At 73.3% G+C, this 17,228-nt stretch carries 17 protein-coding genes; 15 read left to right on the top strand and 2 right to left on the bottom strand.

All coding sequences use genetic code 11. The features are described from left to right. Positions 1–37 precede the first annotated feature (37 nt). The 5 genes from CCO04_RS16795 to CCO04_RS16775 are packed head-to-tail and all read left to right on the top strand — an operon-like array spanning position 38 to position 5,842. Entirely contained in the window at positions 38–1,789 is a 1,752-nt protein-coding gene (locus tag CCO04_RS16795) for an FAD-dependent oxidoreductase (protein ID WP_215815272.1), read from the top strand. A gap of 12 nt (positions 1,790–1,801) precedes the next feature. Next, the gene (locus CCO04_RS16790; protein WP_215815271.1) at positions 1,802–2,911 is read left to right on the top strand and encodes a hypothetical protein; all 1,110 of its coding nucleotides are present in this window, start codon (positions 1,802–1,804) and stop codon (positions 2,909–2,911) included. 22 nt (positions 2,912–2,933) lie between these two features. Beyond that, entirely contained in the window at positions 2,934–3,299 is a 366-nt protein-coding gene (locus CCO04_RS16785; RefSeq protein ID WP_215815270.1) for a DoxX family protein, read from the top strand. A 58-nt stretch (positions 3,300–3,357) separates the two neighbouring features. Then, positions 3,358–5,127, top strand: a complete 1,770-nt coding sequence (locus CCO04_RS16780) for a proline--tRNA ligase (RefSeq protein WP_215815269.1) — start codon at positions 3,358–3,360, stop codon at positions 5,125–5,127. A 4-nt stretch (positions 5,128–5,131) separates the two neighbouring features. Next, positions 5,132–5,842, top strand: coding sequence for an HAD family hydrolase (locus tag CCO04_RS16775; protein WP_215815268.1), 711 nt, complete (start codon positions 5,132–5,134; stop codon positions 5,840–5,842). A 260-nt stretch (positions 5,843–6,102) separates the two neighbouring features. On the opposite strand, the gene CCO04_RS16770 is transcribed toward CCO04_RS16775, so the two are convergent. Both CCO04_RS16770 and CCO04_RS16765 read right to left on the bottom strand, forming a co-directional pair. Then, positions 6,103–6,561, bottom strand: a complete 459-nt coding sequence (locus tag CCO04_RS16770) for a DUF4439 domain-containing protein (RefSeq protein ID WP_215815267.1) — start codon at positions 6,559–6,561, stop codon at positions 6,103–6,105. After that, positions 6,558–7,079 (bottom strand): hypothetical protein, encoded by a 522-nt coding sequence (locus CCO04_RS16765; protein WP_215815266.1) that lies wholly within the window; start codon positions 7,077–7,079, stop codon positions 6,558–6,560. The genes CCO04_RS16770 and CCO04_RS16765 overlap by 4 nt, the downstream gene beginning before the upstream one ends. A 69-nt stretch (positions 7,080–7,148) precedes the next feature. On the opposite strand from CCO04_RS16765, the gene rimP reads away from it, so the two are divergent. The 10 genes from rimP (at position 7,149) to CCO04_RS16715 (ending at position 17,220) form a co-directional block, all read left to right on the top strand. Next, the gene (gene rimP, locus CCO04_RS16760) at positions 7,149–7,685 is read left to right on the top strand and encodes a ribosome maturation factor RimP (protein ID WP_215815265.1); all 537 of its coding nucleotides are present in this window, start codon (positions 7,149–7,151) and stop codon (positions 7,683–7,685) included. Further along, positions 7,685–8,656, top strand: coding sequence for a transcription termination factor NusA (gene nusA / locus CCO04_RS16755; RefSeq protein WP_215815264.1), 972 nt, complete (start codon positions 7,685–7,687; stop codon positions 8,654–8,656). The genes rimP and nusA overlap by 1 nt, the downstream gene beginning before the upstream one ends. A gap of 118 nt (positions 8,657–8,774) precedes the next feature. Further along, the gene (locus CCO04_RS16750) at positions 8,775–9,128 is read left to right on the top strand and encodes a YlxR family protein (protein WP_215815263.1); all 354 of its coding nucleotides are present in this window, start codon (positions 8,775–8,777) and stop codon (positions 9,126–9,128) included. Between the two features lie 97 nt (positions 9,129–9,225). Continuing rightward, positions 9,226–12,123, top strand: coding sequence for a translation initiation factor IF-2 (gene infB / locus CCO04_RS29500; protein WP_215815262.1), 2,898 nt, complete (start codon positions 9,226–9,228; stop codon positions 12,121–12,123). A gap of 83 nt (positions 12,124–12,206) precedes the next feature. Then, complete coding sequence (gene rbfA, locus CCO04_RS16740; RefSeq protein ID WP_215815261.1) at positions 12,207–12,656, top strand: 30S ribosome-binding factor RbfA; 450 nt, start codon at positions 12,207–12,209, stop codon at positions 12,654–12,656. Further along, the gene (gene truB, locus CCO04_RS16735; RefSeq protein ID WP_215815260.1) at positions 12,653–13,522 is read left to right on the top strand and encodes a tRNA pseudouridine(55) synthase TruB; all 870 of its coding nucleotides are present in this window, start codon (positions 12,653–12,655) and stop codon (positions 13,520–13,522) included. The genes rbfA and truB overlap by 4 nt, the downstream gene beginning before the upstream one ends. After that, a complete protein-coding gene (locus CCO04_RS16730) occupies positions 13,519–14,451 on the top strand; it encodes a hypothetical protein (RefSeq protein WP_215815259.1) in 933 nt (310 codons plus the stop codon). Before truB ends, CCO04_RS16730 begins: the two co-directional genes overlap by 4 nt. 32 nt (positions 14,452–14,483) lie before the next feature. Continuing rightward, a complete protein-coding gene (locus tag CCO04_RS16725; RefSeq protein ID WP_215815258.1) occupies positions 14,484–15,431 on the top strand; it encodes a bifunctional riboflavin kinase/FAD synthetase in 948 nt (315 codons plus the stop codon). Continuing rightward, a complete protein-coding gene (locus tag CCO04_RS16720) occupies positions 15,431–16,444 on the top strand; it encodes a hypothetical protein (protein ID WP_215815257.1) in 1,014 nt (337 codons plus the stop codon). Before CCO04_RS16725 ends, CCO04_RS16720 begins: the two co-directional genes overlap by 1 nt. Then, a complete protein-coding gene (locus CCO04_RS16715; protein WP_215815256.1) occupies positions 16,441–17,220 on the top strand; it encodes a nucleoside hydrolase in 780 nt (259 codons plus the stop codon). Before CCO04_RS16720 ends, CCO04_RS16715 begins: the two co-directional genes overlap by 4 nt. Positions 17,221–17,228 lie beyond the last annotated feature (8 nt).

Here is a 17,228-nt window from a genome sequence, read left to right as displayed (position 1 = left end):
GACAGTAGTGTCGGTTGAGATCATGGGGTGATCGCGGATGGCGCAGCGTGTGGACCGTCGTACCTTGCTCGTGTCGTCGGCCGCGGCCGGCGCGGGCGCCGTCCTGGCCGGCACCGGCCTGGCGCCGGCGTTCGCCGCCACGCCCGGACGCCGGGCCGTCGTCCTCGGCGGAGGGATGGCGGGGCTGACCGCCGCCCACGAGCTCGTCGAGCGCGGCTTCGAGGTGACGGTCTTCGAGCCGTCCGCCTGGGGCGGCAAGGCGCGGAGCATCCCCGTGGCCGGCACCGGCACGGGCGGCCGTGCGGACCTGCCGGGCGAGCACGGCTTCCGGTTCTTCCCCGGCTTCTACCACCACGTGCCCGAGACGATGAGACGTATCCCGTTCGGCACGGGCACGGTCGGCGACAACCTCGTCGCGGCCACCGGCGGCAAGTTCCTGCGCGCGGGGGAGCGGGCCGACGGCTTCGTCTTCGGCATCGGACCGGACCCCCAGCAGCTGCTCACGGTCGACGGCCTGCGCCGCTACCTGCGCGACACGCTCGGCGGCCGGACCGTCCCGCCCCAGGAGCTCGCCTACTTCGTCGAGCGGCTCCTCGTCTTCCTGACCAGCTGCGACGAGCGCCGCCTGGGCCAGTGGGAGAAGGTCAGCTGGTGGGACTTCGTCGGCGCCGGCAAGCGCTCGAAGGAGTACCAGCGCGTCCTCGCCGCCGGCCTGACCCGCAGCCTGGTCGCGGCCAAGGAGACGATCGCCAGCACCCGCACCATCGGCAACATGGGCGAGGCGTTCGTCTACAACATGATGGGCCGCGGCAACGACGGCGCACTCGACCGCGTCCTCGACCTGCCCACCAACGAGGCGTGGATCGACCCGTGGACGGCGTACCTGCGCAGTCGTGGGGTGCGCCTGGTGTCCGGCCAGCGCCTCGTCCGGTACGACATCGAGCGCGGCCGGGTCGCCGCGGCCGTCCTCGCCGACGCCTCGGGCGCCACGACCCGGGTCGAGGCCGACTGGTTCGTCAGCGCGATGCCGGTCGAGCGCGTCGTACCGACGCTGACGCCGGCCGTGCTCGGGCTCGCGCCCGAGCTCGAGGAGCTCGGCACCCTGACCACCGACTGGATGGTGGGCATCCAGTTCTTCCTGCGCGCGCCGGTCAAGCTCACCCACGGCCACATCACGTTCCTCGACGCGCCCTGGTCGCTGACCGCGCTGACCCAGGGCCAGTTCTGGGCCGACCGCACGATCACCCGCGACTACGGCGACGGCGCGGTCGTCGACATCCTCTCGATCGACATCTCCAACTGGGACGCGCCGGGCATCCTCTACGGCAAGACCGCCAAGGAGTGCACGCCCGCCGAGATCGCCGCCGAGGTGCTCGCCCAGGTCCGGGCCCACCACACGGCCGGCGACCTGCTCCCCGAGGGGATCATCCACTCCTGGTTCCTCGACCCCGGCGTGCGCTGGGACGCCGCCCAGCGCCGCAACACCAACGAGACGCCGCTGCTCGTCAACACCGTCGACTCCTGGTCGCGCCGGCCGACCGCCCGGACCGGCGTACCGAACCTGATGATGAGCGGCGACTTCGTGCAGACCGACATCGACCTGGCCACCATGGAGGGCGCCAACGAGTCGGCCCGGCACGCGGTCAACGCGATCCTCGACGAGTCGGGCTCGTCCGCCGCGCCGGCGAAGACCTTCCGGCTCTACGACCCGCCGGAGTTCACGCTGCTCAAGCAGACCGACCGGCTGCTCTACAAGCTCGGCCGGCGCAACCTGCTTGACCTGGGGTGACACCCTGCCTGCATGCGGAGCTGGGTGCTGGCTGCCTGTGTGGCGGCGGTCGGTCTGTCGGGATGCACGGGCGCGCCCGAGGCCGACCCGGACCAGCGGCTGTCGTGGCGCGAGATCGAGCGCGACGGCACCGGCGGCGACGGGCGCGTCGCCGTGTTCCTGTCGGCGTACGCCGACGCGGCGGAACCGCGCGGCTTCCTGGGCCTCGTCGACGGCGAGGGCCGCACGGAGTTCCTGACGACCGAGACCCGCGCCGACGGGCTGCTGGCCGCGCGCGACGGCGAGCTCTGCGCCTCTGACCGCCGGTGGCGCTACCGGATCACGCTCTCCGGCGGCGAGCGGACGGCGCACCGCGGTGGTGACGATGCACCGGTGGGCCGCTGGGCGGGCGTCCGGCCCGACGGCGGCGGGTGCGTGACCATCGTCAGCGGGGCCTCGAACGAGGTCCTGTGGGAGACCGACGGCCGTGACCGGCGCTCCGTCGTACCGGGCGTCGTGGGGCCGGCCGGGCTGTCGCCGGACGCCCTCTGGGCGCTCGGTGCGCCGGTGTCCGGACCCGGCCCCCAGACGCTCTACCGGACCGACCTCGCCACCGGCGAGACCACCGAGCACCTGTCCTGGCAGGTGGGGTCCGACACGCTCACCGACCTGTTCTGGCACGACGGCCGCCTGGTCGCCCTCGACGCGGACCTGCGCCTTGCCGAGCTCGACCCCGTGGCGCGCCGCGCCGACACGACCCTGCTCCAGCACCCGGCCGGCGGCGGGCCGAGCGCGGCGCCCCCGGTCCATGGCGCCGCCACGGCCCTGCGCGCGGGCCACCTCGACGGCGACACCCTCTACACGGCCGACAGCGGCGGCGAGATCCTCGGCGTCGACCTGACCACCCGCCGGATCCGGGTCGTCGGCACGCTGAGCCCCGAGTCGGCCGCGGCCGTCGACGCGGCCGCCGCGTGGGACGGCGACCGGCTCCACCTCGTCCTCGTGGGCGCCGACGACGAGGTGACGCTCGAGACCTACGACCTGACCACGGGGGAGCGGGTCGAGCGCCAGGAGGTCGACGGCTGGTCCTCGCTGCTCGAGGACGACCGGGTCCTGCTCACCGGAGCCGCGGCGCTCGGGTAGGCGCGGCTGCCATGATGGCGCCATGAGCCTGCCCGCGGGAGCCAAGGTCGTCACCGGTGCGTTCGTCGTCAGCGGCGTCGTGCACCTGGTCAAGCCCGAGGTCTTCGAGCCCCTGATGCCCCGGCAGCTGCCCGCGCACCGCGAGATCATCCTGGCCAGCGGCGTCGCCGAGCTGCTGTGCGCCGCGGGCCTGGTCGCGCCCCGGACCCGCAAGGTCGCCGGCTACGCCAGCGCCGCGCTGCTCGCCGGCGTCTTCCCCGGCAACGTGCAGATGGCGCTCGACGCGCTGCGCGGCGACAACGCTCCGCTCAAGGCCGTCTCGCTGGCCCGGCTGCCGCTCCAGTGGCCGCTGATCCGCTCCGCGCTCAAGGCGGCGCGCACCGCCTGAACGTCCCGGGGCGTTACTGGTTCGCCCCGCGTCGTACCCCGGCCGTAGGCTTCGCCCCGTGCTGATGCGGATGTCGACCCTGTTCGTTCGGACCCTGCGCGAGGACCCCTCGGACGCGGAGGTCCCGAGCCACCGGCTGCTCGTGCGCGCCGGCTACATCCGCCGCGCCGCGCCGGGCATCTACACCTGGCTGCCGCTGGGCCTGGCCGTGCTGCGCAAGATCGAGGGCATCATCCGCGAGGAGATGAACGGCATCGGCGCGCAGGAGGTCACCTTTCCCGCGCTGCTGCCTCGCGAGCCCTACGAGGCGACCGGCCGCTGGGCCGAGTACGGCGACAACATCTTCCGGCTCAAGGACCGCAAGGACGCCGACTACCTGCTCGGCCCCACGCACGAGGAGATGTTCACGCTCCTGGTCAAGGACATGTACAGCTCCTACAAGGACCTGCCCCTGAGCCTCTACCAGATCCAGACGAAGTACCGCGACGAGGCGCGGCCCCGCGCCGGGCTGCTGCGCGGGCGCGAGTTCACCATGAAGGACTCCTACTCCTTCGACGTGAACGACGCCGGCCTCGACGCGTCGTACCAGAAGCACCGGGCGGCGTACGTGCGGATCTTCGACCGGCTCGGCTTCGACTACGCGATCGTCAAGGCGACCGCGGGCGCGATGGGCGGCTCGAAGTCCGAGGAGTTCCTCGCCAAGGCCGACGTCGGCGAGGACACCTACGTCCGCTGCACCCACTGCGACTACGCCGCCAACGTCGAGGCGGTCGAGGTCCGCCCGCCCGCTCCCGTGGCCTACGACGACGCGCCCGCCGCGCACGCCGAGGACACCCCCGGCACGCCCACCATCGACAGCCTGGTCGACCACCTCAACGCGGCCTTCCCCCGCGCGGACCGGCCCTGGGCCGCCGGCGACACGCTCAAGAACGTGCTCGTCGTCCTCAAGCACCCCGACGGCACCCGCGAGCCCCTCGCCATCGGCCTGCCCGGCGACCGCGAGGTCGACCAGAAGCGCCTCGAGGGCCAGCTCGAGCCGATCGAGGTCGAGCCCATGGACGAGGCCGAGCTCGCCAAGCACCCCGCGCTGGTCAAGGGCTACATCGGGCCCGGCGTCCTCGGTGAGGACAACAAGACCGGCATCCGCTACCTCGTCGACCCCCGTGTCGCCGAGGGCACCCGCTGGGTCACCGGCGCCGACGAGTCCGGCCGCCACGTCCTCGACCTCGTCACCGGTCGCGACTTCACGCCCGACGGCACCATCGAGGCCGCCGACGTCCGCGACGGCGACCACTGCCCGCACTGCGCGGACGGCACGCTCGAGTCCGCGCGCGGCATCGAGATGGGCCACGTCTTCCAGCTCGGCCGCAAGTACGCCGAGGCCCTCGACCTCAAGGTGCTCGACGAGAACGGCAAGCTCGTCACCGTCACCATGGGCTCCTACGGCGTCGGCGTCACCCGCGCGGTGGCCGCGATCGCCGAGAACAGCCTCGACGAGATCGGCCTGTGCTGGCCCCGCAACGTCGCCCCGGCCGACCTCCACGTCGTCGCCGCGGGCAAGGAGGAGGCGGTCTTCGCCGCCGCCGACGCGCTCGTCGCGGGCCTCACCGGCGCCGGTCTCGACGTCCTCTACGACGACCGCACCGGCAAGGTCAGCCCCGGCGTGAAGTTCAAGGACGCCGAGCTGATCGGCTGCCCGACCATCGTCACGGTCGGCCGCGGCGTGGCCGACGGGGTCATCGAGGTCAAGGACCGTCGTACGGGGGAGCGGCAGGAGCTCACCCTCGACGGCGCGGTCGACGCGCTGGCGGCGATCGTCCGCGGCTGACGCCATGACGATCGAGGCGGTCATCTTCGACTGGGGCGGCACGCTGACCGCCTGGCACGACATCGACTTCCACGCGGAGTCGCTCGCGCTGGCCCAGGCGGTGCTGGCCACGCCGGACACCTCCGACGACCACCACGCCCACGCCACCCGGCTGCACGAGGCCGGCAGCGTGATCTGGGGCCGCAGCCGCGACCACCAGCAGTCCTCGACGATCGCCGACCTCTTCACCGCGGCCGGGCTCGAGCACGACGCCGACCTGCTCGACGCCTACTACTCCTTCTGGGAGCCGCACACGCTCACCGATCCCGAGGTGCGGCCGCTGTGGGAGTGGCTGCACGCCGAGGGGATCAAGGTCGGGATCCTGTCCAACACGATCTGGCCGCGGCGCTGGCACCGCGGCTACTTCGAGCGCGACGGCGTCCTGGACCTCATCGACGGCGACGTCTACACGAGCGAGATCCCCTGGACGAAGCCCTCGCCGCTCGCCTTCCGGGCCGCGATGGACGCCGTGGGCGTCGCCGACCCGGCCCGGTGCGTCTACGTCGGTGACCGGCTCTTCGACGACGTCTGGGGCGCCCAGCACGCCGGGATGCGCGCCGTCCACATCCCGCACAGCGCGATCCCGGCCGACCAGGTCGGCCACACCGAGGGCGAGCCGGACGCCGTCGCGCACCGCCTGGCGGACCTCCCGGAGCTCCTCGCGCCGTGGCGTTGAGCCCCTCCGGGGGAGTGCGCGCGACAGCATGTCGCGGCTGCAGGTTTGTGCACTGCATGTTTATGAGGATCGCGGGAGCGGGACGCTGGGAGCGTTCTGTTGCATGATTGTGCACAGGTGCTGGTGAGCCCCACCTCTCCCTGCACCTGATGACCGTTGTCCCCGGTCACCAGCGGTTCGCGACCCCGACTTCGGGGGACGTCTCGGGAGTTCCCCGGATGTCGGAGGTCGCGGACCGTTGGTCTTTTTCCGGCCGGCGCTCAGAGGCCGGGCAGCCGGTCCGGCGCCGCGCCGAAGCCCAGGCCGCGCACCGCGGCGTCGAGCAGGGCGGTGATCGCCCAGGTGCGGGTCTCGCCGGTCGAGCTGGCCACCAGATAGGCGTACGTCGCCGCCGCGGCCTCCTCCAGCGCCCGCCCCCGCGCGCTCACCGCGCCGGCCGAGCCGAGGTCGGCCGGCAGCTGGTAGCCGGGCTCGGCCGCGACCGGCTCGGCGCCGGCGGCGTGGATCCGGGCGATCAGCTCGTCGCGCCGCCCCCGGTGCACCGTGTACGCCGCGGTGACGGCGCCGTACAGCGCCGGGGTGCGCGACTGGGAGGTCTGCCCGCCGAGGGCGCCGTAGACGAAGACGGCGGCGTGCTCGGCGGCGAGCGTCTGCTGCAGCGCGGTGACCGTGGGGTCGGCGCTGCCGGTGGGGGTCGGGGTGGGCGTCGGCGTGCTCATCCGAGCACCGCCCGCTGCTGGGCGATCGCGGCGGCCATGGCGGCGAAGAGCTGGGCGAGCGCGCCGCTCTGGGCCTGCTGGGCGGCGCCGACGAGCCGGGTCTGGAGGTCGGCCTCGGCGCGCAGCAGCCGGCGCAGGGCGGCCGGGCGGGGGCCGGAGGCGGCGGGCGGGGTGGCCGGAGCGGTGATCGTGGCGCCCAGCTCGGCGACGTGGGCGGCGTGGAGCCGGGTCAGCGTCGCGGTGGTCTTGGCCAGCGCGGGGACGGCCGTGGTGGTCGCCGCGACGAGCGCGCTGGTGGCCGAGATCGCCGTCACGACGTCCTCGACGAGGGTGCTGTCGGCGTCCTCGGCGGGGGCGGTCGGGGTGACCGCGCCGGACGGGCTGCCCGACACGCCCGGGTCGTCCTCACGTCCGAGCACGTCGTCGAGCAGGTCGCACCCGCTCAGGGCCAGGGCCGCACCGCCGAGGCCGCCGGCGACGAGGAGCCGTCGCGAGACGGGAGCGGGGCTGGCGGGCACGCGGTGACCCTACCCGTCCGGGTATCGTGGACCCCGCACAGCCACAACAGGACACGGGGAGGACTCCCAATGGGTACTCATTCCGCTCAGGGAACGACCGCAGAGCGAATCGAGCAGGTCCTCGCCACGCCGCTGGCGGCGCTCGGGCTCGACGTCGAGGCGGTGGAGCTGACCCCCGCGGGCAAGCGCCGCGTCCTGCGCGTCGCCGTCGACACCGACGGCGGCCTGACGCTCGACGACGTCGCCGCGGCCACCAAGGTCATCGACCAGGTCCTCGAGGACGACGGCCCCGACGGCGGCAGCAAGGCGATGGGCCAGCAGCCCTACACGCTCGAGGTCACCTCGCGCGGCGTCGACCGGCCGCTGACGCTGCCCCGCCACTGGCGGCGCAACGCGGGCCGCCTGGTCAAGCTGACCCACGGCGCCGAGGGCACCGAGGCCACCGAGGTGGTGGGCCGGATCGGCGCGAGCGACGCCGAGGGCGTGACCCTCGACGTGGCCGGCACCGAGCTCCGGCTGCCGTACGACGAGGTGCGCAAGGCACTGGTGCAGATCGAGTTCAACCGCAAGGACAACGACGTAGACATGGACAAGGACGCCGACTGATGGACATCGACCTCAGCATCCTCCGGACGCTGGAGCGCGAGAAGGAGATCAAGTTCGACGTCCTCGTCGAGGCGATCGAGCAGGCGCTGCTCACGGCGTACCACAAGACGGAGGGCTCGGTCGCGCAGGCGCGTGTCGAGCTCAACCGCAAGACCGGGCACGTCAGCGTGCTCGCCGCCGAGCTCGACGGCGAGGGCAACAAGGTCGGCGAGTTCGACGACACCCCCGACGGCTTCGGCCGGATCGCGGCCACGACCGCCAAGCAGATCATGCTGCAGCGGCTGCGCGACGCCGAGGACGAGATCAAGTTCGGTGAGTTCTCCGGCAAGGAGGGCGACATCATCTCGGGCGTGATCCAGCAGGGTCGCAACCCCGACGACGTGCTCGTCGACCTCGGCAAGGTCGAGGCCCAGCTGCCCGCCAGCGAGCGGGTCCCCGGCGAGGACTACAGCCACGGCACGCGCATCAAGTGCCTGGTGATCTCGGTCCGCAAGGGCATGCGCGGTCCCCAGATCACGCTCTCGCGCTCGCACCCCAACCTGGTCAAGAAGCTCTTCGCGCTCGAGGTCCCCGAGATCGCCGACGGCACCGTCGAGATCTCCGCGATCGCGCGCGAGGCCGGGCACCGCACCAAGATCGCGGTCCGCTCGACCGTGGCCGGCGTCAACCCCAAGGGCGCCTGCATCGGCCCGATGGGCCAGCGCGTGCGCAACGTGATGTCCGAGCTCGGCGGCGAGAAGATCGACATCGTCGACTGGTCCGAGGACCCGGCCACCCTGGTCGCCCACGCGCTCTCGCCGGCGCAGGTGCAGTCGGTGACCGTGGTCGACGCCGCGGCCAAGTCGGCGCGCGTCGTCGTCCCGGACTTCCAGCTGTCGCTGGCCATCGGCAAGGAGGGCCAGAACGCCCGCCTCGCCGCGCGCCTGACCGGCTGGCGCATCGACATCCACTCCGACGAGGAGAGCGACTGACCCAGCGCTCCAGCGAGGTCCGTCACGCCGTGGTGTGACGGACCTCGCTGCGCGAAGGGGTGCCGGTTCGTGATCTGCGCAGCCCGGGCGGTAGTGTTGACCCTCGGTGGCACGCCGAATGAATTCCCCTGCACGCCCAGACGACCTTCCCCTCGGGGAGCCCGTCCGGACCTGCGTCGGATGCCGGCAGCGGGCCGCCAAACGCGAGTTGTTGCGGGTGACCGCCGGCTCGGGGCCCGACGGCCGACCGGTCGTCGACCCTGATCCTGACGGCACTGCACCGGGGCGTGGAGCGCACCTGCACCCCACCACCGGTTGCTACGACCTCGCGGTGCGGCGGAAGGCCTTCTCCCGTGCGCTCCGGTTCACGCCGGGTGCGGGTGGCCTTTCCAGTGCGCCGGTGGGGGAGTACGTCGCCTCGCTGATCCAACCGACCGAATCCGTCAACAGAGACTGGAGCAACAGCTCATGAGCACTCGATGAGTATCTCGCGATGAGCCAGTTCGTTCTGCTGCACCACCCATCGACGGTCTGAGATCCACCCCGGGTCTTGGGCCATTAGGAGAAACGTGGCCAAGACCCGAGTTTCCGAACTCGCGAAGAAGTACGGCATCAAGAGCGCCGATGCGCTCAAGATGCTCAACGACATCGGCGAGTTCGCCAAGACTGCCTCCTCGAGCATCGAGCTTCCTGCTGTCAAGAAGTTCGAGGACACCTACGGCACGGAGCTTCTCTCGAAGATGAAGCCCGCTGCCGACGCGCCGGCCAAGCCGGCCGCGCCCAAGCCCGCTCCGGCCAAGAAGGCCGCGGCCGCCCCCGCTCCGGAGGCGCCCGCTGCCGAGGTTCCGGTCCAGGCCCCTGCCGCTCCGGCTGCCGAGGCTGCTCCGGCCGCCGAGGCGCCCGCCCCGGCTGCTCCCGCGGCCAAGCCCGCGACGCCCGCTGCTGCGCCCGGCCCCCGGCCGGGTCCGCGCCCGGGTCCGGCCAAGACGCCGGAGCCCGAGCCCGAGCCGGTCGCCCCGGCCGAGCCCGAGCAGCCCGCCGCGGCCGCGGCGGCTCCCGAGGCTCCGGCCAAGCCGGCCACCCCGGGTCCCAAGCCCCCGACGCCCAAGGCTCCGGCCCCGCGTCCGGTCGGCAAGCCCGGCGGTACGCCGCGCCCGGGCAACAACCCGTTCGCACCCAGCCAGGGCATGGGCCGTCGTCCCGCTCCGCCGCCGCGCGAGGGTGAGGCCGGTCCGGCCGGCCCGCGTCCGCCGGCCGGTGCCGGTGGTGGCGGTGGCCGTCCCGGTATGCCGCGTCCCAACCCGGCGATGATGCCGAAGTCCCCGGCCGCCTTCGGCCAGGGCCCCGGCGGTCGTGGTCCGGGTCGTCCCGGCGGCGGCCCCGGTCGTCCCGGTGGCGGCGGTGCGCCCGGTCGTGGCGGTGCTCCGGGTCGTCCCGGCGCCGGCGCGGGTGCCGGTGCGCCCGGTCGCGGTCCCGGTGGCTTCGGCCCCGGTGGCGGCGGTCGTCCCGGTGGCGGTGGCCGTCCCGGTCAGCGTGGCCAGACCCAGGGTGCCTTCGGTCGCCCCGGCGGTCCGGCCCGGCGTGGACGCAAGTCCAAGCGGGCGCGTCGCCAGGAGTTCGAGGCCATGGAGGCCCCGACGATCGGCGGCATGCGGGTCCGCAAGGGCAACGGCGAGACGATCCGTCTCGCCCGTGGCTCCTCGCTGACCGACTTCGCCGAGAAGATCGGTGTCGACGCGGCCTCGCTCGTGCAGATGCTCTTCCACCTCGGCGAGATGGTCACGGCCACCCAGTCGGTGGGCGACGAGACGCTGGAGCTGCTCGGTGACGAGCTCAACTACGTCGTCGAGGTCGTCTCCCCGGAGGACGAGGACCGCGAGCTGCTCGAGTCGTTCGACATCGAGTTCGGTGCCGACGAGGGCGGTGAGGACGACCTGGTCGTCCGCCCGCCGGTCGTGACCGTCATGGGTCACGTCGACCACGGTAAGACCCGCCTCCTCGACGCGCTGCGCAACGCCAACGTCGTCGAGGGCGAGGCCGGTGGCATCACCCAGCACATCGGTGCCTACCAGGTCCACACCGAGGTCGACGGCAACGACCGCCGGATCACCTTCATCGACACCCCGGGTCACGAGGCGTTCACCGCCATGCGTGCCCGTGGTGCCCAGGCGACCGACATCGCCGTCCTGGTGGTCGCGGCCGACGACGGCGTCATGCCGCAGACGGTCGAGGCGCTCAACCACGCCAAGGCGGCCGGTGTGCCGATCGTGGTCGCGGTCAACAAGATCGACAAGGAGACCGCCGACCCGACCAAGGTCCGCGGCCAGCTCTCCGAGTACGGCCTCGTCCCCGAGGAGTACGGCGGCGACGCGATGTTCGTCGACGTCTCGGCCAAGGCCGGTCTCCACCTCGACAAGCTGCTCGAGGCGATCGTCCTGACCGCCGACGCGTCGCTGGACCTGCGGGCCAACCCGACGCAGGACGCCCAGGGTCTCGTGGTCGAGGCGCACCTGGACCGCGGTCGCGGCCCGGTGGCGACCATCCTCGTCCAGCGCGGCACGCTCAAGGTCGGCGACTCGATCGTCGCCGGTCCGGCCCACGGCCGGGTCCGCGCGATGCTCGACGAGCACGGCAACGAGCTCACCGAGGCCGACCCGGCGCGTCCGGCGATGGTCCTGGGTCTGTCGTCCGTCCCGGGCGCCGGCCAGAACTTCATCGTGGTCGAGGACGACCGGATGGCGCGCCAGATCGCTGAGAAGCGTGAGGCCCGCGAGCGGGCGGCCATGCAGGCCAAGCGCCGCGTGCGTCGTACGCTCGAGGACTTCATGGCCTCCATGGAGAAGGGCGAGAGCCAGGAGCTCAACCTCATCCTCAAGGGCGACGTGTCCGGTTCGGTCGAGGCCCTCGAGGACGCCCTCGCCCAGATCGACGTCGGCGACGAGGTCAGCCTGCGGGTCATCGACCGCGGTGTCGGTGCGATCACCGAGACCAACGTCGACCTGGCCGCCGCCTCCGACGCCATCATCATCGGCTTCAACGTCCGGCCCCAGGGCAAGGCGGGCCAGATGGCGGAGAAGGAGGGCGTCGAGATCCGCTACTACTCGGTCATCTACCAGGCGATCGAGGAGATCGAGGCGGCCCTCAAGGGCATGCTCAAGCCGGAGTACGAGGAGCACGCTCTCGGTCAGGCGGAGATCCGTGCGATCTTCCGCTCGTCCAAGATCGGCAACATCGCCGGCTGCATGGTCATCGACGGAGTCATCCGCCGCAACGCCAAGGTGCGCGTCCTGCGCGACGGCGCCGTGGTGGCCGACAACCTCGACCTGGCCTCGCTCAAGCGCGAGAAGGACGATGCGTCCGAGGTCCGCGAAGGCTTCGAGTGCGGTCTCGTGCTCAAGAACTTCCAGGACATCAAGGAAGGCGACATCGTCGAGGCCTTCGAGATGCGGGAGATCCCGCGCTCCTGAGGCGCTGATGCACCACCGTGCTGCGCCGCCCGCTCCGTCACCGGGGCGGGCGGCGCAGCCGTTCTACTGATAGGAATCTGATCATGGCCAGCCCGCGCGTGCGCAAGATCGCCGACCGGATCCAGGTGATCGTCGCCGAGATGCTCGAGCGGCGCGTCAAGGACCCCCGCCTGGGGTTCGTGACCGTCACCGAGGTCCGGATGACCGGTGACGCCCAGAACGCCACCATCTACTACACCGTGCTCGGCGAGGACGCCGACCAGCAGGCCACCGCCCAGGCGCTGGAGTCGGCCAAGGGCCTGCTCCGCTCCGAGGTCGGCAAGCAGCTCGGCATGCGGACCGTCCCGTCGCTCGCGTTCGAGTTCGACGGCATCCCCGAGAGCGCGCGGCACCTCGACGAGGTCCTCGCCAAGGCCCGTGAGGCCGACGCGGCCGTCGCGGCCGCCCGCGAGGGTGCCGAGCCGGCCGGCGAGCCGGACCCGTACAAGAAGCCGCGCGAGATCGTCGACGAAGAGGCCGAGGACACCGAGTGACCTCGTCCGGCGCGCCGTCCGGGCTGGTCGTCGTCGACAAGCCTGGCGGCATGACGTCGCACGCCGTCGTCTCCCGGGTACGACGCACGCTCGGCACCCGCAAGGTCGGGCACGCCGGCACCCTCGACCCGATGGCGACCGGCGTGCTCGTGCTGGGCGTGGAGCGGGCGACCCGGCTGCTCGGTCACCTCATGCTGACCGAGAAGACCTACTCCGCGACCGTCCGGCTCGGCCAGGTCACCACGACCGACGACGCCGAGGGCGAGACCACCGCGACCACCCCGACCGCGCACGTCACCGAGGACGCCGTGCGGACCGCGCTCGCCGCGTTCGAGGGCGAGATCTCCCAGGTGCCCTCGACCGTCTCCGCGATCAAGGTCGACGGCAAGCGCGCCTACGCCCGGGCCCGGGCCGGCGAGGAGGTCGAGCTCAAGGCCCGGCCGGTGACGATCCACGAGATCACCGCCGGCGGGTTCCGCCGCGAGGGCGACTTCCTCGACCTGGAGATCCGGGTGCGCTGCTCCAGCGGCACCTACATCCGCGCGATCGCCCGTGACCTGGGTGCGGCGCTGGGCGTGGGCGGTCACCTGACCGCGCTGCGCCGGCACGCCGTCGGCCCCTTCACGCTCGCCACCGCCTGCACCGACCTCGACGACCTCCAGGTCACCCCGCTCGCCGACGCCGCCCGGGCGACCTTCCCCGCCGTCGACCTGGACGCCGAGCAGGCCCAGGCGGTGCGCTACGGACGGCCGCTGCCGCTGGCGATCGACGAGCTGACCGGCGTCTTCGACCCGGCCGGCGAGTTCCTCGCGCTCTACAAGCCCGAGGGCGCCACCGCCCGGCCCGCGGCGGTCTTCGTCGGGTGAGCCGGCGGCACGCCCTCGGAGCCCTGCTGGCCCTCGTCGTGCTGACGGGGTGCTCGGCGGGCGCCGACGAGCCGCGCTCCGAGCCGGCCGCGCGGGCGACGCCGGACTGCGCCGGTGAGCGCCCCGCCGTCCGCACGTACGACGCCCCGGTGGCCGAGCTGGGCGTCGCCTCGTTCAACGTCGACCGCACCGGGCGCCCGCGCGCCATCGCCGCCGACGTACGCCGCCTGCTGGGTCGCGACGACCTCGACCTGGTCGGTTGGCAGGAGGCCGACACCGACGCCTTCGCCCGCGCGGTGCGGGCCGTGCCGGGCTGGCGCACCGAGATCCTCGACGCCGCCGACGGTCAGCGCCAAGTGCCGATCAGCTGGCGCACCGCGCGGTGGACGCTCGTCTCGGTCACCGCCCACCCGATGACCGAGGGCGCCGGCCGGGACCGCACCGACCACCCGTTCCGGCCCAAGTGGGCCACGTCGGTGACCCTGCGGCACCGGGCCAGCGGGCGCGAGGTCACGCTGCTCGACACCCACGTCCCCAACCACGTCGAGACCGGAGACCGCTGGGAGGACAACGTCAACGCCCGCGCCGCCCGGCAGCACTACCGCCGCCTGGCCGACCTGCTGGGCCGGCCCGGCGGCGTACGGCTGGCGACGGGGGACTTCCAGTGGGACCACCACGACGACCTCGCCGCCCGCCCGCGCGGCGGGATCACCGACACCTTCGCGGGCCGCGCGCGGAGCTCGTTCGAGGTGCTGGGGCTCACCGGCGTCTGCCCGACCCGCAACACGCGCTGGATCGACTACGTCTGGATCGACGAGCCCTCGCTCGCCGCGGGCCGGGCCGGGTTCGTGACCCACCGCTCGCTCGACGGCTACGCCTCGGACCACCGGCCGATGCTCGCCACGATCGCGCTGCTGCCCGGACGCTGAGCCTGCGACCCGGATGTGGGAGAGTTGCCGCCGTGCGAGTGTGGCGCGACTTCTCCGAGGTGCCGAGTGATCTCGGCCGCACGGTGGTGACGATCGGCAACTTCGACGGCATGCACCTGGGACACCAGCACGTCGTACGGCGGGCCCGCGAGGTCGCCGCCGAGGTCGGCGTCGACCACGTCGTGGCGGTGACCTTCGACCCGCACCCGATCGCGGTGCTGCGGCCCGAGCACGCCCCGCCGACGCTGACCACCATCGAGGGCCGGCTGCGGCTGCTGGGCGAGGCGGGCGTGGACGACGTGCTCGTCATCCCGTTCTCCCGCGAGATCGCCGACTGGACCCCGCAGGAGTTCATCGACCGGATCCTGCTCGCCGCGCTGCACGCCAAGGCGGTCGTGGTGGGCGCGAACTTCCGCTTCGGCAACCGTGCGGCCGGCGACTGCAACCTGCTCCGCGCGGCCGGCGCCGAGCACGACTTCGTGCTCGAGGAGGTCAGCCTCGACGGCGGACCCCAGGTGTGGTCCTCGACCTACGTCCGGACCTGCCTGGCCGCCGGTGACGTGACCGGGGCCGCCGAGGCGCTGGGCCGGCCCTTCACCACCCGCGGGATCGTCGTCGAGGGCGACAAGCGCGGCCGCGAGCTGGGCTACCCGACGGCCAACGTCCCGGTCCGCTCCGGCGCGGCGGTGCCCGCCGACGGCGTCTACGCCGGGCGGCTGACGGTGCTCGACGGGCCCGACGCGGGGACGACATACCCGGCGGCGATCAGCGTGGGCACCAACCCGACCTTCGCGGGGGAGCGGGAGAGCCGGGTCGAGTCCTACGTGCTCGACCGGACCGACCTGTACCTCTACGGCCGCCAGGTCGAGGTCGCCTTCGCCGAGCGGCTGCGCGGCATGGTCCGCTTCGACTCGGTCGAGGACCTGCTCACCGCCATGGCCGACGACGTCGCCCGGGCCCGCACGATCCTCGCGGACTGATGCCCGAGGGCACCCGCTCCGACGTGGCCGCCGCGGAGCGGTGGTTCGTCGACCACGGGCTGCCCTACTTCGTCGACGACTACCGCGCCGCCGTCGCCCGGGGGCTGAGCCGGGCGCGGCTGGTGCCGGTGCTGACCGCGTCGGTCGTCGTGGGCGCGCTCGCCGGGGCGCTGACCGGACCGTGGCTGGGTGCCGCGGCCGCGCTCGGGGCCGCGTTGACCGCGCTCGGCGTCGTCCTGGCCGGGTACGCCGTCGCGACCCTGCGCGCCTGGCTGATCGTGGGCTGGGCGGTACGGCGTACCTTCCGCTCGCTGGGGCTCATGGTCCCGCTGGTGACCCGGGCGCTGCCCCTGCTCCTGCTCTTCGTCACGTTCCTGTTCATCAACGCCGAGGTCTGGCAGGTCGCGGCGAGCCTCGACGGCGGCGTGCTGTGGGTGGCGGTGCTGCTCTTCGCCGCGATGGCGGTGGGCTTCCTGCTCACCCGGCTGCCCGAGGAGCTCGACAGCGTCGACGACGAGGTCGAGGGCAAGCAGCTCGTCGACGCGTGCACCGGGACGCCGCTCGAGCCCGCCGCGCGCCGGATCGCCGGGCAGGTCGACCGGGTCGGCGCCGTCGACGCCGAGGTGACCGGGCTCCAGAAGGCCAACCTGGTCCTCGTCCTGCTGGTCGCCCAGGCCGTGCAGGTGCTGCTCCTGGCGCTGGCGGTCTTCGCGTTCTTCATCGTCTTCGGCCTGGTCGCGATGGACCCGGCGGTCGTCAGCCTCTGGACCACGCACCCGCTGCACCCGATCGACGGGCCGCTCGGTGAGCTCTTCGGTGACCGGCTGAGCCTCGAGCTGCTGCGGGTCTCGACCTTCCTGGCGGCGTTCAGCGGGCTTTACTTCACCGTCTACGCGGTGACCGACGAGCTCTACCGCCGGCAGTTCTTCTCGACCGTCATCCGTGAGCTCGAGCGCGCGGTGAGCGCGCGGGTCGCCTATCGCTGGCTGCGCGACGACGAGGAGCTCGCGTGACCACGCCGCTCGTCCTCGCCGCCGACGCGAACACCGACGACGCCGTCGCGATCCTCCTCGCGGCGCGGCACCCCCACCTCGACCTGCGCGGGGTCAGCACGGCGAGCGCCGACGAGGCCGCCGCCCTGCGCGACCTGGTTGCGCCCGGCGAGGTCGGCGAGGTCGGGTTCCACGCCGGTCCCGACTGGCTGGTCCGGACCCTGCGCGAGGCGCCGGAGCCGGTCACGCTGGTCACGACCGGGCCGCTGACCCACGTCGCCGCCGCGCTCGCTGCGGACCGCTCGATCGCCCGTGCGGTGGCCCGGCTGGTGGTGCTCGGGGGAGCGCACCGGGCGGCGGGTGTGGCGGCCCACGCCGAGCGCAACGTGTGGACCGATCCCGACGCCGCGGCCGTCGTCCTCGCCGCTCCCTTCCGCGACACGCTGCTGGTGACCGCCGACGCCACGGCCGCGGCGGCGCTGACCCCGGCCGACCTCGACCGCCTCCACGCCTCCGGCACCGCGCCGGCGCGGGCCGCGGCCGGGCTGTGCGCGGAGCGCCTCGACCGCGGCGCGCTCGTGCACGACCCGCTCGCGGTGGCCGCGGTCGTGGACCCGACTCTGCTCACCACGCTGCGCGCGACCGTCCGGGTGGAGCGCACCGACCCGGCGACGTACGGCGCCACGCGGTTCGCCGCCGAGCTCGACGAGAAGCGCGGCCGGACCACGGTGGCCGTCGGCGCCGACCGGGCCCGGTACGCCGACCTGCTCTGCACCACGCTCGGAAAACGCTACTAAGTCCAGCA

The organism is Pimelobacter sp. 30-1 (assembly GCF_018831735.1).
In the GTDB taxonomy this organism is placed as follows: Bacteria; Actinomycetota; Actinomycetes; order Propionibacteriales; family Nocardioidaceae; genus Nocardioides.
The sequence above is the reverse complement of the archived record's forward strand: the minus strand, read 5'-3'. Positions and strand labels throughout refer to the sequence as shown.